Genomic DNA, 20286 nt, shown 5'->3' with positions numbered 1-20286 from the left:
ATCCCGAACTCAGCAGTGAAACGATGCATCGCCGATGGTAGTGTGGGGTTTCCCCATGTGAGAGTAGGTCATCGTCAAGATTAAATTCCAGAACCCCTGATTGCTAACGCAGTCAGGGGTTTTGTTTTGGGCGATCGGAAAGTGGGCCAGGGACCGACAAATTTGCACAGTTATTTCTGAACCAGACCACTAGAATAGGCACCTAATCATTTTTAGAGTCTGAGCCCTATCTATGCCCGATCCGGTTGATGCCATCGAGGTGTCGGATTTACCACTGGACGACCTGGTGGCATGCCATGAGTGCGACTTGCTGATGCGTAAACCAGTGCTCTCCCTAGGCGAAAAAGCCCAATGCCCGCGTTGCGGTTACGAGCTATACGCTCACCGCCACAACGTCGTTGAGCGAAGCCTCGCCTTGGTGCTGGCTGCGCTGCTGTTGTATATCCCTGCGAACTTTTTGCCCATCATGCAGCTCAATCTACTTGGGCAGTCTTCTGAAGACACCGTGTGGAGCGGCGTTGTGGGCCTATTCGATACAGGCATGCAAGGCGTCGCAGCGGTTGTCTTCCTATGCAGTATGGGCATCCCCTTGCTCAAGCTCATCTGCCAATTGGCAGTGCTCCTCAGCATCCGTTGGAACATCGGGCGCAGTTACGGACTGCTGCTGTACCGCATCTACCATCACATGAAGGATTGGGGGATGTTGGAGGTCTACTTGATGGGCGTCTTGGTGGCGATTGTGAAACTCGCTGACATGGCTTCCATCACCATAGGTCTGGGCCTGGTCTGTTTTATCAGCCTATTAATGGTTCAAGTGTTACTTGAGGTAGTGATGTCACCTCACCAGATCTGGCAAGCGTTGTCAGGGGAGGATGACCATGCGGGCGATTGATGCAGGCATTTTGATTTGTACCGAATGCCATGAGTTGAACAAACAAGATCCCGACAGCGATGAGCAAGTCTGCACGCGTTGCGGCGCATTGATTCATGCCCGCCGCCCCAATAGCCTCACACGCACTTGGGCGTTGCTGATTACGGCGGCCATTTTGTACATTCCAGCAAACCTGTTACCCATCATGACCATCAACAGCCTTGGCCAGGGTGATCCCAGCACCATCATGGCCGGCGTGATCCAACTGGTGCAGCACGGGATGTACCCCATCGCCGCGGTGGTGTTCATCGCCAGTATCCTGGTGCCGACATTCAAGCTGGTGGGCATTGGTCTGCTACTGTTCTCGGTGCAGCGCCACCAGCCGTTGTCCGCGCAGCAACGCATTGTGATGTACCGCTTTATCGAATTCATTGGCCGCTGGTCCATGCTGGATATCTTCGTGATCGCCATCCTGGTGGCGGTTGTAAACTTTGGGCGGCTTGCCAGCGTCGAGGCCAATCTCGGCGCTGCAGCGTTCGCCAGTGTGGTGATCTTGACGATGCTTGCCGCAGTAACTTTCGATCCCCGACTGATTTGGGATAACACGGAGTCGGACGACGACCATGAGTGATTTGCCTAAAGCTAAAACCCGCCCGGCCTCCAATTGGTCGGCCATTTGGGTATTGCCCCTGATAGCCCTGATTATCGGCGGTTGGTTGGGATGGCGCGCCTATACCCAGCAAGGTATCGAGATCCAGGTGCGCTTTGAAAGTGGTGAGGGTATCCAGGTCAACAAGACCGAAGTGGTCTACAAAGGCATGACCGTGGGCAAGGTCAAGGCGCTGGCCTTGGACGACGAAGGCAGTAATCGCGGGGTGATCGCCACCATCGAGATGAACAAGGACGTCGATCAATACCTCAAGACAAACACACGCTTCTGGTTGGTCAAGCCCAGCGTAAGCCTGGCTGGTATCACCGGTCTGGAGACGCTGGTCTCGGGTAACTACATCGCCGCCAGCCCCGGCGATGGCGAGCCCACGCGCAAATTCAAGGCGCTCTCTGAAGAACCACCTTTATCCGACGCCAAGCCCGGCCTGCACCTGACCATCAAGGCCGACCGCCTAGGCTCGCTCAACCGTGGCAGTCCGGTGTTCTACAAACAAATTCAAGTCGGTCAAGTTAAAAGCTACCTGCTCTCCGAAGACCAGAGCACCGTCGAGATCAAGGTCTATATCGAACCGACCTATGCCAGCCTGGTGCGCAAACACACGCGTTTTTGGAACGCCAGCGGCATCAGCATCGACGCCAACCTGTCCGGCGTGAAGGTGCGCAGCGAATCCCTATCCAGCATCGTTGCTGGTGGTATCGCCTTCGCCACGCCCGAGAACCGCAAGGACAGCCCGCCGACTGACCCGAGCCTGCCTTTCCGCCTCTATGAGGACTTCGATGCCGCGGCGGCGGGTATCAAGGTCAAGGTCAAGCTGACTGATTTCGAAGGACTGCAAGCCGGGCGCACGCCTGTGATGTACAAAGGCATCCAGGTCGGCAGCTTGAAAACCCTGAAGATCGATCCGGACCTGTCCAGCGCCAACGCCGAACTGACGCTCGACCCACTGGCCGAAGACTACCTGGTACAAGACACCCAGTTCTGGGTGGTCAAACCGTCCATCTCCCTCGCCGGTATCACCGGCCTGGAAGCCTTGGTCAAAGGTAACTACATCGCCATCCGCCCTGGTGACAAAGGCAGTGCGCCCCAACGCGAATTTGTCGCCCGAGCCAAGGCGCCACCGCTGGATCTGCGCTCCCCGGGTCTGCACATGGTGTTGTTCACCGACAACCTCGGCTCCCTGGACGTGGGCAGCCCGATCCTCTACAAACAGGTCAAGGTCGGCTCGGTGCAGAGCTACCAGTTCTCGCGCAAGAACAAGCAACTGGTGATCGGCGTGCACATCGAGAAGGAATACGAAAACCTGGTCAACGGCTCGACGCGCTTCTGGAATGCCAGTGGCGTCACCCTCACGGGTGGCCTCACCGGTGGCATTCAGGTGAAGAGTGAATCCCTGGCCAGCTTGATGGCCGGCGGTATCGCCTTCGAAACGCCTGAGCCAAACGTACCGCTGAAAAAACGCATCCCGCGCTTCCGTTTGTTCACCGACCGCGAAGCGGCCAACCAACATGGCACCCTGGTGACCATCAAGGTTGATCGTGCCGACGGCATGCGCGCCGGCACGCCAGTGCGTTTCAAAGGGCTGGACGTGGGCAAGATTGAAAGTGTCGACCTCAGTGCCGATATGCAATCAGTGCTGCTCAGCGCCCGCATCACCCAAGTGGCGGACCGCATTGCACGCGTCGGCAGCCAGTTCTGGGTGGTCAAGCCGGAGCTGGGCCTGATGAAAACCTCGAACCTGGAAACCCTGGTCACCGGCCAGTACATCGAAGTGCAGCCAGCGGTGAAAAACGCCGGTCCGCAAAAGAGCTTCGTGGCACTGGATGAGCCGCCGAAGGCCGTTCATCAGGAGGAAGGCCTGAGCCTGACACTCAGCGCTGCACGCCGTGGCTCGTTGAAGGAAGGTGTGCCGGTGACTTATCGTGAAGTCACCGTCGGTAAAGTCACCGGCTACGAGCTGGGCCAGACGGCTGACCGTGTGCTTATCCACATCCTGATCGAGCCTAAATATGCTCCGCTGGTACGAAGCGGCAGCCGCTTCTGGAACACCAGCGGTTTTGGGCTCGACTTCGGCCTGTTCAAAGGCGCTACGGTGCGCACTGAATCCCTGGAGACGCTGGTCGCCGGTGGTATTGCCTTCGCTACCCCCGACGGTGAGCGCATGGGTAATGCCGCACGGCCGCAGCAGACGTTCCCGTTGTTCGACAAGTTTGAAGATGAGTGGCTGACCTGGGCGCCTAAGATTCCACTGGGCAAATAAACCGAGTCGCGCCGTTCGCGAGCAAGCCGGCTCCCACATTAGTCCGCGTGAGTCCTGTGGGCTTGCTCGCGAAGCGGCCGGAACAGGCAACAAAAAAGGCCCCTGGATTCTCATCCAGGGGCCTTTTGCATTTCAGCCGAAAAAATCAGACCTCATCCAACTCCGGCTCATCCGCCTGCACATTCACCGTCGCCTTCACCACATCATGACGACGAATGTACTTCCAATCCGCCTCATCGATGTAGATCCCGTTCGGCCCGCTGCCTCCTTCCAGGTCGATCGCCACTTGGGCAGACACCTGTGGCTTCACACTGGCCAGGATCGGCACAAAACCCAGCTGCAAACTGGTTTCCAGCAACGCTGCCTGGTTCTTCTCGTCGATGTCCGCCGCCTCGTCGAGGTAGTACGGCAAACGCACACGCCCGGCTTGGTCGCGGTCCATCAAGTGCAGCAACAAGTACATGTTGGTCAGCGCCTTGATGGTCATGGTGGTGCCGTTGGACGCGGCGCCGTCGATGTCGGTGTGAATCACCGGTTGCCCGTGCACCTTGGTGATCTCGAACGCCAGTTCGAACAAATCCTTGAGGCCCAACTGGTTATGGTTGGCAGCCACGAGGCGGGCCAGGTATTCCTTGGCCTCTTCGTTCTTGTTGTCCTGCTCGGCGCTTTGGCTGAGGTCGAACACCGACAGGGTTTCGCCTTCTTCATACTGGCCGGCACTGTGGATGATCTGGTCGATATGCTTGAGGGCTTCCTTGTTCGGCGCGAGCACGATGCGAAAGCTCTGCAGGTTGGACACCTGGCGCTTGTTGATCTCGCGGTTGAACAACGCCAGTTGATGCTCAAGGCTGTCGTAGTCGCTGCGGATGTTGCGCAGGGTGCGCGCAATATCGGTCACCGCCGCACGGCGTGCCTTGCCCAAGGTCAGCGCTTCGTCGGTGCGGTGTGCGTAAGCGTTGATCAGCAGTTGCAGGCGACGCTCAACGTCATCCTCGCTGTCGAACTTGGCCACGCCTTTGAGGCGCACCTGGGCATACAGCGCTTCAATCTGGCCATCAGCGCGCAGCAAACCTTGCCAACTGTCCTGATAGTCATTGAGCAGCGGTAGCAGGTTATCCATGGAGTCATCGACCGGGTCCATGAACGGCGTGCCGAACGGCAAGTCCGCTGGCAGCAACTGACGACGGCGCAATGCGTCATCCAGCGTGCGTTGCTTGGCTTCCATATCGCCGATCTGACGGCCCACCAGTTGCAGCTTGGCTGACAGCTGCTGGACGCGTTCAGTAAACGCATCGCTGGAGCGTTTCAACTCATCCTGGGCCGCTTCCATCTGTGCCAGGTTTTCCAGCTTCTCGCCTTCTTCCGCACTCAGGGTTTGCGCACGACGGAAGTCTTCCAGCGCCTTTTGCGCGTCCAGCACTTGCTGGTACAGCGCTTCGGTCTGGGTCTTGCTCGCCGCACGGTCAGAGGCTACGGCCTGCTGGGTCTTGAGCTGCTTGAGTTCTTTTTCCAGGCGCTCTTTTTGGTCGCGCAATGCTGCGCGATCCGCCAAGGCCTGCAATGCCGGCGGTTCGATGTGGGAGATGTCGATGGACAGCCCCGGCACTTCAAAACGCTCGCCCTTGAAGCCATCGAGGATCTGCTCCAGGGATTTAACCCACTGGCCATCTTCGTCCAGCGTGATGCCATGCTCGCCCAATGGCAGGCTGAACAACGAACTGTTGAACAGACGCATCAGACGCTCGACATCCTGCTGTGAGAATTCTTCCCGCAGTTTGGCGTAGCTGTTGTTATCCGCGTGATCAAGTTGCTGCTTGACCGACTTCAAACGTTTTTCCAGGTCGCGCAAACGCTCGTCCAAATCTTCGGCGCTGAACTGTCGCGACTGCGCCAGGGCGCCCGCCAGTTCATCGTGCGCGTCCTTGGCGGCCAGCAGTTGCTGCTCCAGAACCTTCACGTCATCCACCAACGCAAAGCGATGCTTGAGTACCGACAACTCGCCCAACCAACGTTGAATGCCGCTGATTTCCCGCTCCAGGCGCATCAGCTCCTGGGTGCCGCCACGCTGATCGTTCTGCAGTGCGTCCTGCTCATTGCGGTAGTGCTCGGCCTGGATGGTCAGCTCTTCCTTGCGTGCACTGGCGTAGTCCGACCAAGTGCCCAGCAACGAATCGAGCAACGGCGACAGGCGATGCAACTTGCCGCGCAATATGTCGCGCTGACGCACGCCATTGGACAGGGCTTCGACCAGCGGGCCAGCGGCCACCAGCGAGTTGTAGTCCTGTTCCATGCGTCGTACATCACGGAAAGCTTCTTCACACGCGGCGATGTAATCCACGCTACCGGAACGCAGGCTGTGTTCGAACGCATCAAGGAACAACTGCTTGAGTTTGGCCGCGGTGATTTCGCGCATGTGCAGCAGGTTGAGAAACAGCGCACGGAAGGTTTTCAGGCTCTGCTCGCTGGTAGAGCGCAGCGGGATCAACGTCAGGTCCAGCGGTATCGACGTGTGGCCGCCCACCAGCAAACGACGCAGTTCATCCGGCTTGAGTTCGTAGGCTTTCAGGCCTTCGCGCTCCAAGTTGGTGAACAGCTCTTTCTGGCGCAGGCAGGTGTCGTTCTTCTGGTAGTGGGCCAGGTCGAGCTTGCCGGCGTAGGCAAAGAACTGGTGGCCAAAGCCGCCGCCCGGGCCGCGACCAACCACGCCGATCACGTGCGGGCCGTGGGGCAGGGACACTTCCACGAGGATGTAGCTGGTGTCGGTGGCAAAGTAGAAGCGACGCGACTGTTCCAGGGTGTACTTGCCGAAACTCATGTCCGACATGCGCGCCAGAATCGGGAACTGCAAGGCGTTGATCGACGCGGACTTGCCCAGGTTGTTCGCGCCATATACCGACAGCGGCTCTTCCAGCGGGAACAATCCCAGGCTGTAGCCAGCAGTGTTCAAAAGGGCGAAGCGGCGGATGCCGTAGCGTTCCTTACTCATGCGTCGGTCTCCTGTTCTTCGGCAATGGCACGGGCCAGGGCGTCTTCTTCGCTTTCGTCTTCAAAGTCGCTCAAGTCCAGCGGGTCATCGGTCTTCAGCAATTTCTCATCGCTGTCTTCGTCGATGATCACCGGTGCCGGCAATGGCAACACGCTGTGCACGCTGGCCGCGAGGTCGCGGTCCTGCTGCACCGACAAGCACACATCGAGGAAGCGGTGCATGGGCGGCAGGAAGCGATACACGCCGTTGTCCTCGCTGGCAAAACCCAGTTGGGTCATGCGGCGCATGATCTTTTCTTCGAGTTCCTCCTGGGTCTGCACTTCGGCCTGGATAAACAGGTCGCGGTACTTCTCCAGCAGTGATGGCAGTTCATCGCGGCCCAGGCTACCGCCGTCAAGCACGGCAATCGGGTCGCGGCCTTGATCGGCCAAGTGCTCAACGATGATGAAGGTGAACAACGCCAGGCGCTGGGCCGTCTTGTTCACTTGCGCTGCGGCCACGGCAGTGTCCGGTACGAAGTAGTAGAAGCCCCGCGTATCGCACACCAGTTCAAAACCCAGGGCTTTGAACAACGTGCGGTACTGGTCCTGGAAATTCGACAATTGCGCGTAAAGCTCTGGGTCGCGACGGCTGACGTGGTAACCCTTGAACAGCTCGCGAAAGATCGGCGCCAGCTGGGACAGTTCGGATAGATCAAGATGCATTAGGTGTACTCGCAGAGTGCTCGGCGCTGGCCGGGAGCAAGGCGAAGGAGCGCAGGCTGACCTGATGCTCGTGTGTGTGGTAATCGCGACGTTCCAGGCGTTCACGCTTGAAGCGTTTTTCGCGGGACAAGCGCGAGAACCAGTACAGCAATTCGTCGGTGGCGCCGTCCGGCTCCTGCTCCAGCAGCCAAGTCATGAGGTCCGGCATCGGCAGCGCATCTTCGCAGCGTTCGAGCATTTCCTTGACCGTGCGCGGTGCGCGCTGCGCTTCGCCCTTGTGGGATTTGTGCGCCTTGGGGAAACGTGCCGGTTTCGGCTCGAAATTCGCCAATGCATACACATAAGCTTCCACTTGGCTGGCACTGCCGAGGAAGGTGCTTTGCGGACGGGTAAACATCGGCATTGCGGCTTGTGGCACCGCGTCCAGGCCTTTGCGGCGGATTGCCGACAGAGCCAACGCCGCACCACGGGTCACGGCGTTGTGCCGGCGTGCTTCTTCACGCAACGGCAACAGCAGTTCGCGGGCATGGCGCAGGGTCAGCTGGGCGCTGGTCTGCATCTCGAGAATGCGCGCGTGGGTGCGCAGCAGCATGTCGTCGTCCACCAGGTGGCCGAGGCGCTGTTGCTCGGTGAGCAGGCGCAGCAGCACGTTTTCCACCTTGCGCACGCCTTGTTCGAAGGCACCGTCGGCGTTCACCAGTTGGATCATCGGTTCGACGTATTCGTCCCAGGTCGCCAGTACTTCGGCATAACGCTGGCGCAACGGGATCTGCCGGTCGCTGGTCTTGGCGCGGTCGGCCACGGCAGCGAGGGCTTGTTCGTCGTTGGCGAGTTTTTTCAGCACGTCCCGCACGCGCATATCCAGCAGGCGCAGTTGGCGGGCCAGGTCGTGGCCATCACGGATGTCGAAGGCGTCCTGGATATACCCGGCCAGGCGCTCAAGGTGGCGCAGGTAGGCTTCGATTTCCAGGCACAGGCCAAGCCGGTGCTCCTTGCGAAGATAGGCCAGGAAGTCGTGGATCTGTGCGTTGAGCTCGAAACGGTTCGGGCTCTTGGCGACAGGCACCAGGATATCCAGGCGAATCCACACGTCCAACAGGCTGGTGATGTCCTGTGGCGTGCTGTCCAGTTGTTGGGCGGCCAGTTGCGCGCGCAGTTCGCCGAGGCTCAAGGTGCCTTGGTCGAAGTGTTCGCACAGTGGCTCAAGTAAGGCCCAGTGTTCGGCGAGGGCGCGTAGGACGCGCTTGGGTTCGATCATGGGAATGGCCGGTTGGTTGGCGATGAAAAGTCGCGATTGTACTGCATCAGGCGCGGGATTTATCCACAGCCGGTCAGTGCGCAGTGGGCGATTGTTACCGAACAGCGGTAGAATCCCCGCTCTTTAGTTATCCACAAGTGACCGAGCTGTGCTTATCGAGTCCCGACGTCGCGCTTACTTGACCGCCATGCAGGTGGTCAACTGGCTGCCCCGCACCGAACTGCCGTTTGCCGCACCGTCGCGGCCTCAGCTGCTGGAAGCGCTTGAGCCCTATGATGCGTTCGAGCCTTCGGGCGAGGAAGCGGCGGCGCCGGTGGCAGTGGTCAAGGCCGAAGCGCCCGTGCGCCCTGTGGTAGAGCGCGCCAAGATCGAAGTGCCGCGCCCGTCGCCGGTGGCCAAGGCTGCCGTGGTTGCCAAAGAGGCGGCCCCGGAGGTCAAGGCCCCGGTCGTCCCGCCGCCGCGTTTTGCCCTGCAGTTGCTGCGTGCCGGGCGCTGCCTGCTGCTGGTGGAATTGCCCACCGGCGAGCGTTTCCAGACCCGTGACCCCGCCTACCTGCTGCTCAAGGACATGCTGCGCGCCGCCGGCCTGCCCGACAGCCCGCAGATCATCGGCGAGCCAGTGCGCTGGCCGTTGCTGGTGCGTGGCAACATGGACCAGGGCCCGGAAGCAGCGCGTGATTTTGTGCAAGGTTTTGTCTCGGCGCGCCTGGAAGACGAACCCTGTGTGTGCCTGTGGCTGATCGGCTTGCCCGCTGTGCGTTTTGCCGGCGAAGCCAACGCTGAAGCTTGGTACCGCGAGCTGCAGGTCGAAGGCCTGGGCTCGGTATGGGCCCTGCCGGGCCTGGAATTATTAATGGAAGAGCCACAGCGTAAGGCTGATGTCTGGCAAGCCATGCGCCGGCTGATGGCGCGCTGGAAAACAACCGATGAGTGAGGCTTTATCCTTTCGCCCGATGACCGAGGCCGACCTCGACGCCGTGCTGAAAATCGAATACGCGGCGTTCAGCCACCCTTGGACCCGTGGGATTTTTCTCGATGGGCTGGGCAAGTATCAGATCTGGTTGATGTTCGAAGGTGAGCAACAGGTTGGGCACGGCGTGGTGCAGATCATCCTGGATGAAGCGCACTTGCTGAACATCACCGTCAAGCCGGAAAACCAGGGCCGTGGCTTGGGGCTGGCGCTGCTGGAACACCTGATGTCCCGCGCCTACGCCGCCAGTGCGCGGGAATGCTTCCTGGAGGTGCGTGACAGCAATACCGGTGCGTTTCGCCTGTATGAGCGTTATGGCTTCAATGAGATTGGCCGTCGCCGTGACTATTACCCCGCTGTAGGTGGTCGCGAAGATGCGGTCGTCATGGCCTGCACGCTAGTCGATTAGGCGATGGTCCCCATGTGGGAGCGGGCTTGCTCGCGAATGCGGTGGATCAGTCCAAGTTATGCTGACTGACCCTGCGCATTCGCGAGCAAGCCCGCTCCCACATTTTAGACCGCAGTGTTTCAGCGTTTTTTGTCTACTGGGTCCAAGTCGGCCAATTCCGCCTCATCCAACCCATTCCCGCCGCCAATCTCATCTTCATCAACAATGCTGAGGTCATAATCCGCCGGATTATCCTCGCCTTCTTCCCGCGCATCGCGCGCGCCGTCCTCATGGATCAGCGTTTCTGGACTCAAATCATCATCAGTCGACTCGTGATCATCCGTCGAAGCGCCGGTGAGCCCTGCTTCACGCACCCGCTCGTCGGGCATCAGATGCTCTCGCTCGCGACGCGGGATCTCATCGCCAATCTCGGCCGTCGGCTCCTGCTCGTCAAAATCCAGCTCGCGCATCGAACCCATGCGGTCTTCGTTGTCATCAATGGGCTCGGGTTCTGTCGCACCATAGGGGCGTCGTGATTCAGTCATGGCCAATCCTCATACTGTGGGGCTTATAGTGTGTGGACAGGCTGCGTGCCCCAAAGATTCAAGCTAATTAATGCTTGTCTATTCGCAGGCTGGGCGTGACCCGGACGGGCGGTTGTCAGTCACAAAACTGCGCATCATTCCTGAGGCTTTCCCTGATGAACGAATTACAAGACCTGCTAGATAACAACGAACGCTGGGCGGATGCGATCAAACAGGAAGATCCCGAATTCTTCGCCAAGCTCGCCCGCCAGCAAACCCCCGAGTACCTGTGGATCGGCTGCTCCGATGCCCGCGTACCGGCCAACGAGATCGTCGGCATGCTGCCGGGTGATCTGTTCGTGCACCGCAACGTGGCCAACGTGGTGCTGCACACCGACCTCAATTGCCTGTCGGTGATCCAGTACGCGGTGGACGTGCTCAAGGTCAAACACATTCTGGTCACCGGCCACTATGGCTGCGGCGGCGTACGCGCCTCGATGCAGGATCGCCAGTTCGGTCTGATTGACGGCTGGCTGCGCACCATCCGTGACCTTTATTACGAAAACCGCGATGTACTGGCCCAATTGCCAACCGAAGAAGAGCGCGTTGACCGGTTGTGCGAGCTGAACGTGATTCAGCAAGTGGCCAACGTCGGCCACACCAGCATTGTGCAAAACGCCTGGCACCGCGGGCAGAGCCTGTCGATCCATGGTTGCATCTATGGCATCAAGGACGGCCGCTGGAAAAGCTTGAACACCACCATCAGTGGCTTCGAGCAGTTGCCGCCGCAATACCGCCTGCGTCCGCTGGGCGAAGCTTAACGGTCGTGGTACAGGTGCCACTGGTCCAGGTAGCGTAGGCCCTCTGCGTTTATCTGTTCCCGTCGGCCTTTGATCCAGCCCCGGCAATTGCGTGTGCGACATTCGCAGGCAAACTGGCGGGGCAGCACATCCGCTGTGGCGGCGTGATCGATCGTCAATAAAGAGCCCGCCGGGATGCGACACAACGACCACAATTCCAGGTAATCGGCGTCCAACAGGGTGTTGGGCTCGCAGGAGTGACTGATCAGGCCGCAAAACCAACAGTCGAATAAGTGGATGTGTGACGAGATCTGAAAGGTGTGCTGGCGCTGGCTTCTGGTCGCAAAGCCAGACACCTTGCTGATGCGCGTCCTGCTGTCGAACGGCAAGCGCGAGCGAATGCCTGTCGCGCGCCCGCTTTGATCATAGACCGCCTGGAAATCAACGGTTGATGGGTAACCGCGATCAGTCGACGTCGTGGCAAAAGGGTAAACACAGACCGCAGCGTCGTGGTTAGCCTTATCCATGGCCTGAGTTTTCATCACTCGTCCTGGTTGGGCTGCATCGACTTGTCGATAGTGTCTTACTGCCAGTCTTGCAGCGGATGGGCCCGGCTAAAGACTCGCTGATGTCAAAACCGATTGCTACTGTCAACTATGACAGTAGCAATCGGTTTTTTTTCGTGCGCGTCAAAGCGCGGGTTCGCTGGCCGAAGCTTCTGGGGCGGGGTTCTTCAGTTGCTTGAGCTGCGTTTTGATGGCCGGCATGGCGCATTTGGCGTTTGCCTGTTCCGGGGTCAGGCTGCGCACCGAGGTGTAGAACAACTCACAGGTCTGTTCCTTGCGTGTGACCTGCCAGGTATTCATGCACGCCTTGAGCAATACATTCGGATCGCTAGCGGGTTTCTGCCCCATCCCGGCCTGCCAGCAGGCGGCGCTCAAGTCCTGGCTCATCACTTTTAAACCGGCCTCATCGGCTTTCTGCTCATTACCGTCATAGGTTGCGGGGTCAGCGGCGTACCAGATGTAACTCGGGTGGTTGGCGCCCAACACCGAGACCGTCTTGCCATCTTCCGGGCTGATTTGTGCCAGGCCGAGTATGCCAACGGTCTGCCCATAGTGTTGTTTGATCCAACTGCGCACCGGCGCGCCGAACGCAACCATCGGCAATGAACCTTTGGGGTGCAGGCTCAGTTCCTTGACCATGCGTGTCTGGTAGTCGGTGAAGTAGCCGTAGACGTTCTCCAGGTCCTTGCCAGCGTTGGACGGCGCGGCGATGGGAGCGATATCGATGATGGTCTGGAAGGCCGGTGTTTCGGTGGCCGGAATGCCATTGTCGGTCAGCAGGCTGGCCCAGCGGTCGGTGGTGGCCGATTCCAGGTAATCCTGGGCCTGGGTCAGCGAATAATCCGGCGGGAAGTGCAGCAATTCGATGCTTTTGCGGTTTTCCAGCGCCATGCCCAGCGGCAGGAACAGGTACCAGTTATAGGCCCACTTGCCGTCACTGTTGAGTTTGCTCGCGCCTTGGTAGGCCAGGTCGGCGGTGTTCAGGAGCGTGGTCAGCGGCTGGCCATAGCTGTCGGGTACGCCCGTGAAGGTTGCCGTGACCTCGCCATCGTGGCTCTTCACGCTGACCTTGGCACGACTGTAGCCGTCACGTTGCAGGCTCTGGTTCAGATAGTGCTCGGCGGTCTGCTCCAACGTCCATGCTCGAAAGCAGATCACGTTGCAATTATTGGGGAAAGCGAACAACTGGGTGACACGTTGCGTGCTACCCAGGGGGACCTCGATATTGGCCTGTACGACCGCACTGGCCAAAAGTGCGGCCAGGGTGAAGGACAACCTGGTCGGTATAAACATGCTTGGTTCCTTGTCAGCGAAAGCCCGTCTGCGCGGGGTGAAAGCCCACCCCTTCACAGTAGCGTCTGACCAGCGAACCCGCGTGCTAAATCGCCCGGCGTGTCGCTATTGGATAAGAAAACCTACACGTCGAACTGCAAGGCATTGCTCAAGTCGCCCATGGGTTTCTGGCCGCGGGCGGTCATGGCGTCGTCACGCTGCTTGAGACCCTCGAGTTTTTCAAGCTGGAACACGCGGGTGATCAAGCGCAGGATCGACGCGGTGTCGTAGACCGTATGGTCCACTGTGCCTTTGCGCGCAAACGGCGACACCACCAGCGCTGGAATCCGCGTGCCAGGGCCCCAGCGGTCGCCTTTTGGCGGTGCCACATGGTCCCACCAGCCGCCGTTTTCATCGACGGTCACGACCACTACCATGTTTTTCCACTGCGGGCTTTCCTGCAGCACCTTCAAGGCGCGAGCGATATGGCGGTCACCTGAGGCGACGTCGGCATAACCAGCGTGCATGTTCAGGTTGCCCTGCGGTTTGTAGAAGCTCACTGCAGGCAACTTGCCAGCCTGGGCGTCGGCGAAGAATTTATTGGTGCTCGCCTCATCACCCAAGCCGCCATCACGCAGGCGCTTGTCACGCTCAGCGCGGTTCTCTGGGCCCTGTTGTTTGAAATAGTTGAACGGCTGGTGGTGATACTGGAAGTTCGGAATCTTCGGAATGCCGCCCGAATCCTTGAACTGGTCCAAGGTGGCCTGCCAAGCGCCAGCGTACCAAGCCCAGTCGACGTTCTTTTTCGACAGCTTGTCGCCGATATGCTCGTGGGTTTGCGGCACCAGCACGTTTGGCAGATCGGGCTTTGAGTAGTCCGGGTTTTCCGGGTCGCGGATCCAGGTCGGCCAGTAGGGCGGGGCCAGGGTGTTCACGCCGTAGCCATCCGGGGTCAGCGCGCTGGGGCCGAACTGCGGCGCGCCAGTCATGGCGCTTGCCGGGGACTTATCCAGCGGCTTGAGACGCGGATCGGTGGGGTCATCGCTTTGCAGCGTGGCGATCTGCGCCTTGGCCACCGACTGCGCGGCATTCGGGTAAAACGGCGCGGTGGCGCTGATCAGGTACTGGTGGTTGAGGAACGAGCCACCGAAGGCACCCTGGAAGAAGTTATCGCAGAGCACAAATTCCTTGGCCACATCCCACAGGCGCAGGGAATAACGGCTCTGGGCGTAATAGCCCATCACCAGGCCGCCCGAATCCGCCCAGGCGACAAAGTTGTCGTTCTTGCCGCCGTTGATCTGCATCTGGTTCTGATAAAACACGTGCCACAAGTCGCGGGTGACCAGGCTCAAGGGCAGGTCCTCGGCGTTCGGGCCCTTGAGGGCGAACGGCGCGTTGGGCAGGTTTTCCTGGTATTGCACTTCGCTGGGGTACGTCACCCCGTCCACGCTTTGTGGGCCGACTTGCAATACACCGCCCCAGGCCGGAGGCAGGGTGGTCAACAGGCTGCCGTCGCGGTCACGTTGCTGAGCGTCTGCTGCGGAAAGGGCCGAGAGTGGTTTCTCAACCCCAGGGAAATCTGCGAACAGGTTGTTGAAACTGCGGTTCTCGGCGTAGATCACCACCACGGTTTTGACCTGGTCGTGCAGGGCCTTGTCCAGCTCTTGGGGCGTGAGCGGCCGCGTCACCGGTTTGCCCGGTGTCTCATTGGCATTGCCGCAGGCACTCAAGGTCGCGCCGACTCCCAGCACCGCCGCGCCTCCCAGAAAGCGTCGGCGGCTGGTATCTACTGGCGCTTGGGATGCGGAATCGGGAGAAGGGCGGTCTTCGTGCTCATCGGTCATTGCGGGGAGTCCCTGGCGAGGTGTTGCAAGATATTTCGCAGGACGGTAGCAATGCAATGTGACGGAACGAAGACAGCTGTTTGATCTAGAGCAGACGCAGTGCCAACTGACTGCCGGCACGCAGGTACTCCACTTGGGCCGTGAGGGCATCTTTGACGATTGCCTCGCCCGTATCGGTCAGCTTGGCTTTTTTCGCGTCGATGACGCTGGTCTGCAACAACTGCATGGCAACATCCATCGCTTTTTGAAACGCCGTCACGTTGTTATGCAGGCCAAACTCCTTGATAACGGCAGCCATGCGGCGGTCGGCATCGTCTCGCAACGCGCTGTACTCCACGAACGAAACACGGTCGTCCTTGTAAATGTCAGTGAGCATGTCTTCCAGTGATTTGGACAGGGGCGTCATCGGATCTTCCTCGGTGTGCTGTGGATGGCAATCCGAGTCAGGTTAATCAAAGGTGTTGGTGGGGGGAGTCAGGGGTTGTCGTTGTTTGAAGTAGGACAACCCCACGCAGTTGATCGGACGGAACTACGGCATCACCGGCGGCAAATACTTCAACGTCGTCCCCAACGCCCACAGCAGGAACAACACCAGCGGCGTGTGCACCAGCAACTGCACAAACGAAAAGCCGATCAAGTCCCGCGCCTTCAACCCCAGTACTCCCAGCAACGGCAGCATATAGAACGGGTTGATCAGGTTCGGCAACGCTTCAGCGGCGTTGTAGATCTGCACCGCCCAGCCCAGGTGGTATTGCAGGTCATTGGCCACTTGCATCACGTACGGCGCTTCGATGATCCACTTACCGCCGCCCGATGGAATAAAGAAGCCCAGCACCGCCGAGTACACGCCCATCAACAGCGCATAAGTGTCGTGGGAGGCGATGGAGGTAAAGAAGGTTGAGATATGGTGCGCCAGGGTTTGGCCGTCACCGCCCTTGACCACGGTCATCAGCGCGGCAATCGAGCCGTACAGCGGGAACTGGATCAGCACGCCGGTGGTGGTTGGCACCGCACGGGCCACCGCATCGAGGAAGCTGCGCGGGCGCCAGTGCAACAATGCGCCGACCATGATGAACAGGAAGTTATAGGTGTTCAGCCCCGAGATGGCGCTGATCGCCGGTTTGGTCGAGAACTCGTGGAACAACCAACCGGCCGCCAGCAACGCCAGCAAAATCGTCAGCAGCGGGCTGTGCTCCAGCCATTCACCTGGACGGGTCGGCGCTTGGATCTTGGGCAAGTTGAACGCCGGGTCGACGCCACATGCCTTGGCATCACGCGCGCTGTTCGGGCCGGGCGCGGTGGCGTAGGCGATGATCAGCGACACCACAATCAGCGCCAGCAACAGCACGCCCGATTGCCACAGGAAGATCGTGTCGGTGAACGGGATCACCCCGGTGATCGACAGGATCGACGGTGGCAGGCTGGCCGGGTTGGCCTGTAACTGCGCCGCCGACGATGACAACCCCAAGGCCCACACCGCACCGAGGCCCAAATAGGCAGCGGCGCCGGCCGCGCGGTAATCCATGCGCAAATCCGTACGACGCGCCAACGCGCGCACCAGCAAACCGCCGAACACCAGGGACAAGCCCCAGTTCAGCAAGGAGGCGACCATGGAGATCAACGCCACCCACGCCACGGCCGAGCGGCCGTTCTTTGGAATACGCGCCAGGCGATCAATCAGTTTCACCGCAGGCGGCGAGCTGGCAACCACATAACCGCCGATCACCACAAAGGCCATCTGCATGGTGAACGGGATCAAGCTCCAGAACCCATCACCAAAAGCCTTGGCGGCCTCGGTCGGTGCTGCGCCCATGCCCAGGGTCGCCACGGCGACAATGATCACGGCGAGGGCGGCAAACACCCAGGAGTCAGGAAACCAGCGTTCGGCGAAGTTGGAGCAGCGCAGGGCAAAGCGGGCATAGCGGCTTTCTTCGATAGCATCGGCCACGAGTCATTCCTCTTATAGTTATTAGGGGGCAGGCAGTTTTCCGGCATGTTCCGCTACGCCCCTTGATATGGGAATGCAGTTATCTTCATCGATCCATGAGGAAAACAAATATATCTGTCGCGATTGCCATCATCCGGCTCAGCTCATAACCTGCACGCCATTTTGTTTGTCTGCCGAGCCTCACCATGACTGCCACCTTTTCTCCACAGGCGCAGCGTTTTTCCCGCTCCGACTACAAAACCCTGGGCCTGGCCGCCCTGGGCGGCGCCCTGGAAATCTACGACTTCATCATCTTCGTATTCTTCGCGCTGACCCTCAGCCAACTGTTTTTCCCTCCGGAAATGCCCGAGTGGCTGCGCTTGCTGCAAAGCTTCGGCATCTTCGTCACCGGTTATCTGGCACGCCCATTGGGCGGCATCCTGATGGCGCACTTCGCCGATCACCTCGGGCGCAAGCGCGTATTCAGCCTGAGCATCCTGATGATGGCCTTGCCCTGCCTGCTGATCGGGATCATGCCCACCTACGCACAAATCGGTTATTTCGCGCCGCTGATCCTGTTGGTGCTGCGCGTCTTGCAAGGTGCCGCCGTGGGCGGCGAAGTGCCCAGCGCCTGGACCTTCGTCGCTGAGCACGCGCCAAGGAGCCATCGCGGTTACGCGCTGGGTTTCCTACAAGCGGGGCTGACCTTTGGCTACCTGCTCGGCGCACTGACCGCCACGCTGCTGGCGCAAGTCTTTACGCCTGCCGAGATCCTCGACTACGCCTGGCGCTTGCCTTTCCTGCTGGGCGGCGTGTTCGGCGTGATCGGCGTATGGCTGCGGCGCTGGCTCAGCGAAACCCCGGTGTTCCTCGAAATGCAGGCCCGCCGCCAAGCCGCCGCCGAAATGCCACTGCGCACCGTATTGCGCGACCACCGCGCCGTGCTGCTACCGGCGATGATCCTCACCTGCGTGCTCACCTCCGCCGTGGTGGTGCTCGTGGTCATCACCCCAACCATGATGCAAAAAACCTTCGGCATGAGCCCCAGCCACACCTTCGCTTTGAGTGCGCTGGGCATTGTGTTCCTGAATATCGGCTGCGTCCTCGCCGGCCTGTTGGTGGACCGCATTGGCGCCTGGCGCGCGGTACTGGTCTACAGCCTGTTGCTGCCAGTGGGAATTGCGGTGTTGTACGCCAGCCTGATCAGCGGTGGTATCTGGCTGGGTGCGGCGTATGCCGTGGCGGGCTTGAGTTGTGGGGTGGTCGGCGCGGTGCCGTCGGTGATGGTCGGGTTGTTTCCGGCGTCGGTGCGGGTATCGGGGATTTCCTTTACCTACAACATTGCGTACGCGCTGTGGGCGAGTACCACGCCACTGCTGTTGATTGCGCTGATGCCGACCAGCCCGTGGATTTGTGTGGGCTATTGCCTGGTGATGGGGGCGGTGGGAGTGGTGAGTGTGGCGCTGTTTGGTAAGCGCCATACACTGGATACGGTTACAAATAGGGCCTAGGGGCCATCAATTGACGGGTAGGTTTCTCACTTCTATAGTCACGTCCACTTCTGATTAGCGACTTTTACTCAATGACTCAGACCGCCTTTATTAATCCTCAAATCCTGTCCTGGTCCCGCCAGCGGGCAGGGTTGTCTGAGGTACAAGTTGCTAAAGGCATGACGGTCAAATGGGAAAGGGTTGCTGAGTGGGAAGGAGGTCAGAGCCTACCCACGTTCAACCAAGCGCAAAAGTGGGCTGCCATTGTGCATGTCCCTTTTGGTTTTCTCTTTCTGAAGACACCACCACAGGACCATCTTCCGCTTCCAGACCTGCGCACTGTGGGTGGCGCGGTCCCTGACAAACCCAGCTTGAACTTGATGGATACAGTCAGAGACGTACTCCGCAAGCAAGATTGGTATCTGGAATACTTGCAGGATCACGAACGATCCCCGCTCCCGTTCGTGGGGAGTTTCAGTAGCCACTCGCCCATCAAAGACGTTGTGGACGATATTCGCCGTGTACTTGGCGTGACGGATGCTTTTGCTCGCATGGGGTATGAGGACTACGTTAGGGCATTGGTGAGTGGCGCTGAGGACGCCGGTATTCTCGTGATGCGAAGCGGGGTGGCATTGGGGAATACCCACCGCAAGCTCGATGTCAGCGAGTTTCGAGGCTTTGCCATCAGCAACGCCATGGCCCCTGTGGTGTTTATCAATAGTGCAGACGCACCTGCAGCCCGGCTTTTCACATTAATGCATGAACTGGCACATATCTGGATTGGCAGCACGGGCGTATCTGATGGTGGCGGTCAAGGTGTCCGTCAGGAAGAAGCTTTTTGCAATGCTGTGGCGGGAGAGTTTCTGGCTCCGGAGCTCGTTTTTCGAGCGCATTGGAATTCGGATATCTACTGGGAAGAAAACCTCGCGCCCTTGGCCGGGCGCTTTCACGTCAGCGCGTTAGTGATTGCTCGTCGTGCCCGTGACCTTGGTTATATCAGCAGTGATCAGTACGGCGCCTACTATCGCGGGATCTTACAGGCCTATCGAGATAAAGAAGGCAGTGGAGGGGACTACTACCGCACGGCATCCGTTAGAAACAGTACACGCTTGAGCAAGGCTGTTTTGGCCGAAGCGCAGAGCGGCCGGATTTTGCTGCGTGATGCTGGAAAACTTCTCGGCGTACAGCCTGCGAAGTTGAAGGCTTACGGGATGAAACTATCGGCATGAAGCATCTACTGGATTCGAACACGCTGATTGAGGCCAAGAACCGTTATTACGGGATGACAATTTGCCCAGGCTATTGGGCGTGGATTCTTCAACAACATCAGGCCCTAGAGATTGCCAGTATCGTGCAGGTACGGGAGGAGTTGGCCCGCGGCAATGATGATCTGACCCAGTGGGTGAAAGGCAATACGCACCTCTTCGAATACGCTAACGATCAGCCGACTCAGGCGGCATTTGCAGATATCGTTGCAAAGATTGCTGAGCAGGTGCCTGTGATGAAGGCGGGAGCGCTTGAAGAGTTCCTTGAGGGCGCTGATCCTTGGTTGATTGCCAAGGCTATGACGACGGGGGCTGTAGTGGTTACCCATGAGGTCTACAACCTCGACATTAAACGCAAATTCACGATCCCCAACGTGTGCTCGCTGTTTGGCGTGCCTTACATGAACACATTCGAGCTGCTCGGCAAGCTGGATGCACGCTTCGTTTTGCATCATTGAGCAAACGAGGGGAAGTGAACCTCCCCTCAAAGCTTC

At 59.2% G+C, this 20286-nt stretch carries 18 protein-coding genes and 1 rRNA gene; 10 read left to right on the top strand and 9 right to left on the bottom strand.

The features are described from left to right. The 4 genes from rrf to HF257_RS26150 form a co-directional block, all read left to right on the top strand. Window positions 1-80: ribosomal RNA gene (rrf, locus tag HF257_RS33805) — 5S ribosomal RNA — on the top strand; the annotation flags it as partial. A gap of 152 nt (window positions 81-232) precedes the next feature. Continuing rightward, window positions 233-892, top strand: coding sequence for a paraquat-inducible protein A (locus HF257_RS26160; RefSeq protein ID WP_185708217.1), 660 nt, complete (start codon window positions 233-235; stop codon window positions 890-892). Then, on the top strand, window positions 879-1502 hold the full coding sequence (locus tag HF257_RS26155) for a paraquat-inducible protein A (RefSeq protein ID WP_185708218.1): 624 nt from the start codon (window positions 879-881) through the stop codon (window positions 1500-1502). The genes HF257_RS26160 and HF257_RS26155 overlap by 14 nt, the downstream gene beginning before the upstream one ends. After that, window positions 1495-3798 carry a PqiB family protein gene (locus tag HF257_RS26150; RefSeq protein ID WP_185708219.1) on the top strand — a complete coding sequence of 768 codons (2304 nt, stop codon included), beginning with the start codon at window positions 1495-1497 and terminating at the stop codon, window positions 3796-3798. Before HF257_RS26155 ends, HF257_RS26150 begins: the two co-directional genes overlap by 8 nt. Window positions 3799-3943: 145 nt before the next feature. Here the strand turns inward: HF257_RS26150 and mksF are convergent, their stop codons facing one another. From mksF to mksB, 3 genes are read right to left on the bottom strand one after another with little or no spacing between them, the layout of a single operon-like run. Beyond that, window positions 3944-6784 carry an Mks condensin complex protein MksF gene (mksF, locus tag HF257_RS26145; RefSeq protein WP_185708220.1) on the bottom strand — a complete coding sequence of 947 codons (2841 nt, stop codon included), beginning with the start codon at window positions 6782-6784 and terminating at the stop codon, window positions 3944-3946. Then, window positions 6781-7488 (bottom strand): Mks condensin complex protein MksE, encoded by a 708-nt coding sequence (gene mksE, locus HF257_RS26140; RefSeq protein WP_185708221.1) that lies wholly within the window; start codon window positions 7486-7488, stop codon window positions 6781-6783. The genes mksF and mksE overlap by 4 nt, the downstream gene beginning before the upstream one ends. Beyond that, a complete protein-coding gene (gene mksB / locus HF257_RS26135; protein WP_185708222.1) occupies window positions 7478-8746 on the bottom strand; it encodes an Mks condensin complex protein MksB in 1269 nt (422 codons plus the stop codon). The genes mksE and mksB overlap by 11 nt, the downstream gene beginning before the upstream one ends. A 187-nt stretch (window positions 8747-8933) precedes the next feature. Here mksB and HF257_RS26130 point away from each other — a divergent pair, with 187 nt between their 5' ends. Next, window positions 8934-9680, top strand: a complete 747-nt coding sequence (locus HF257_RS26130; RefSeq protein WP_185708445.1) for an energy transducer TonB — start codon at window positions 8934-8936, stop codon at window positions 9678-9680. Continuing rightward, complete coding sequence (gene rimI / locus HF257_RS26125; protein ID WP_005784514.1) at window positions 9673-10125, top strand: ribosomal protein S18-alanine N-acetyltransferase; 453 nt, start codon at window positions 9673-9675, stop codon at window positions 10123-10125. The genes HF257_RS26130 and rimI overlap by 8 nt, the downstream gene beginning before the upstream one ends. A 119-nt stretch (window positions 10126-10244) precedes the next feature. Here rimI and HF257_RS26120 read toward each other — a convergent pair whose 3' ends face one another. Continuing rightward, window positions 10245-10649 (bottom strand): serine kinase/phosphatase, encoded by a 405-nt coding sequence (locus tag HF257_RS26120; RefSeq protein WP_185708223.1) that lies wholly within the window; start codon window positions 10647-10649, stop codon window positions 10245-10247. A 155-nt stretch (window positions 10650-10804) separates the two neighbouring features. Here HF257_RS26120 and can point away from each other — a divergent pair, with 155 nt between their 5' ends. Next, entirely contained in the window at window positions 10805-11449 is a 645-nt protein-coding gene (gene can / locus HF257_RS26115) for a carbonate dehydratase (protein ID WP_025856499.1), read from the top strand. Here the strand turns inward: can and HF257_RS26110 are convergent. The 5 genes from HF257_RS26110 to HF257_RS26090 all read right to left on the bottom strand — a co-directional run bounded on the left by HF257_RS26110 (window position 11446) and on the right by HF257_RS26090 (window position 17058). Next, window positions 11446-11970 carry an SET domain-containing protein gene (locus HF257_RS26110; protein ID WP_185708224.1) on the bottom strand — a complete coding sequence of 175 codons (525 nt, stop codon included), beginning with the start codon at window positions 11968-11970 and terminating at the stop codon, window positions 11446-11448. The two genes, can and HF257_RS26110, sit on opposite strands and share 4 nt — an antisense overlap. A gap of 147 nt (window positions 11971-12117) precedes the next feature. Beyond that, window positions 12118-13287 carry a hypothetical protein gene (locus tag HF257_RS26105; protein WP_185708225.1) on the bottom strand — a complete coding sequence of 390 codons (1170 nt, stop codon included), beginning with the start codon at window positions 13285-13287 and terminating at the stop codon, window positions 12118-12120. A gap of 122 nt (window positions 13288-13409) precedes the next feature. Beyond that, entirely contained in the window at window positions 13410-15110 is a 1701-nt protein-coding gene (acpA, locus tag HF257_RS26100) for an acid phosphatase (RefSeq protein WP_185708226.1), read from the bottom strand. 85 nt (window positions 15111-15195) lie between these two features. Continuing rightward, a complete protein-coding gene (locus tag HF257_RS26095; RefSeq protein WP_185708227.1) occupies window positions 15196-15516 on the bottom strand; it encodes a hypothetical protein in 321 nt (106 codons plus the stop codon). 123 nt (window positions 15517-15639) lie between these two features. Beyond that, window positions 15640-17058 carry a short-chain fatty acid transporter gene (locus HF257_RS26090; RefSeq protein WP_122514145.1) on the bottom strand — a complete coding sequence of 473 codons (1419 nt, stop codon included), beginning with the start codon at window positions 17056-17058 and terminating at the stop codon, window positions 15640-15642. A 185-nt stretch (window positions 17059-17243) separates the two neighbouring features. On the opposite strand from HF257_RS26090, the gene HF257_RS26085 reads away from it, so the two are divergent. The 3 genes from HF257_RS26085 to HF257_RS26075 all read left to right on the top strand — a co-directional run bounded on the left by HF257_RS26085 (window position 17244) and on the right by HF257_RS26075 (window position 20250). After that, complete coding sequence (locus tag HF257_RS26085) at window positions 17244-18548, top strand: MFS transporter (RefSeq protein ID WP_185708228.1); 1305 nt, start codon at window positions 17244-17246, stop codon at window positions 18546-18548. Window positions 18549-18619: 71 nt separating this feature from the next. Continuing rightward, window positions 18620-19756, top strand: coding sequence for an XRE family transcriptional regulator (locus HF257_RS26080; protein WP_185708229.1), 1137 nt, complete (start codon window positions 18620-18622; stop codon window positions 19754-19756). Next, window positions 19753-20250: a DUF4411 family protein gene (locus HF257_RS26075; RefSeq protein ID WP_185708230.1), complete on the top strand. Its 498-nt coding sequence runs from the start codon at window positions 19753-19755 to the stop codon at window positions 20248-20250. Before HF257_RS26080 ends, HF257_RS26075 begins: the two co-directional genes overlap by 4 nt. Window positions 20251-20286: the final 36 nt, after the last annotated feature.

Source organism: Pseudomonas cremoris (genome assembly GCF_014230465.1).
Note: the sequence above shows the minus strand (reverse complement) of the source record. Positions and strands in the feature narration are given on the sequence as shown.

Bases quoted from the DNA above. Each gene is read 5' to 3' on its own strand.
- HF257_RS26075 (WP_185708230.1), top strand. From the start codon at position 19,753: ATGAAGCATCTACTGGATTCGAACACGCTGATTGAGGCCAAGAACCGT.
- HF257_RS26120 (WP_185708223.1), bottom strand. From the start codon at position 10,649: ATGACTGAATCACGACGCCCCTATGGTGCGACAGAACCCGAGCCCATT.
- HF257_RS26110 (WP_185708224.1), bottom strand. From the start codon at position 11,970: ATGAAAACTCAGGCCATGGATAAGGCTAACCACGACGCTGCGGTCTGT.
- rimI (WP_005784514.1), top strand. From the start codon at position 9,673: ATGAGTGAGGCTTTATCCTTTCGCCCGATGACCGAGGCCGACCTCGAC.
- HF257_RS26155 (WP_185708218.1), top strand. From the start codon at position 879: ATGCGGGCGATTGATGCAGGCATTTTGATTTGTACCGAATGCCATGAG.
- HF257_RS26085 (WP_185708228.1), top strand. From the start codon at position 17,244: ATGACTGCCACCTTTTCTCCACAGGCGCAGCGTTTTTCCCGCTCCGAC.
- HF257_RS26095 (WP_185708227.1), bottom strand. From the start codon at position 15,516: ATGACGCCCCTGTCCAAATCACTGGAAGACATGCTCACTGACATTTAC.
- mksF (WP_185708220.1), bottom strand. From the start codon at position 6,784: ATGAGTAAGGAACGCTACGGCATCCGCCGCTTCGCCCTTTTGAACACT.
- mksE (WP_185708221.1), bottom strand. From the start codon at position 7,488: ATGCATCTTGATCTATCCGAACTGTCCCAGCTGGCGCCGATCTTTCGC.
- can (WP_025856499.1), top strand. From the start codon at position 10,805: ATGAACGAATTACAAGACCTGCTAGATAACAACGAACGCTGGGCGGAT.
- acpA (WP_185708226.1), bottom strand. From the start codon at position 15,110: ATGACCGATGAGCACGAAGACCGCCCTTCTCCCGATTCCGCATCCCAA.
- mksB (WP_185708222.1), bottom strand. From the start codon at position 8,746: ATGATCGAACCCAAGCGCGTCCTACGCGCCCTCGCCGAACACTGGGCC.
- HF257_RS26150 (WP_185708219.1), top strand. From the start codon at position 1,495: ATGAGTGATTTGCCTAAAGCTAAAACCCGCCCGGCCTCCAATTGGTCG.
- HF257_RS26080 (WP_185708229.1), top strand. From the start codon at position 18,620: ATGACTCAGACCGCCTTTATTAATCCTCAAATCCTGTCCTGGTCCCGC.
- HF257_RS26130 (WP_185708445.1), top strand. From the start codon at position 8,934: ATGCAGGTGGTCAACTGGCTGCCCCGCACCGAACTGCCGTTTGCCGCA.
- HF257_RS26105 (WP_185708225.1), bottom strand. From the start codon at position 13,287: ATGTTTATACCGACCAGGTTGTCCTTCACCCTGGCCGCACTTTTGGCC.
- HF257_RS26160 (WP_185708217.1), top strand. From the start codon at position 233: ATGCCCGATCCGGTTGATGCCATCGAGGTGTCGGATTTACCACTGGAC.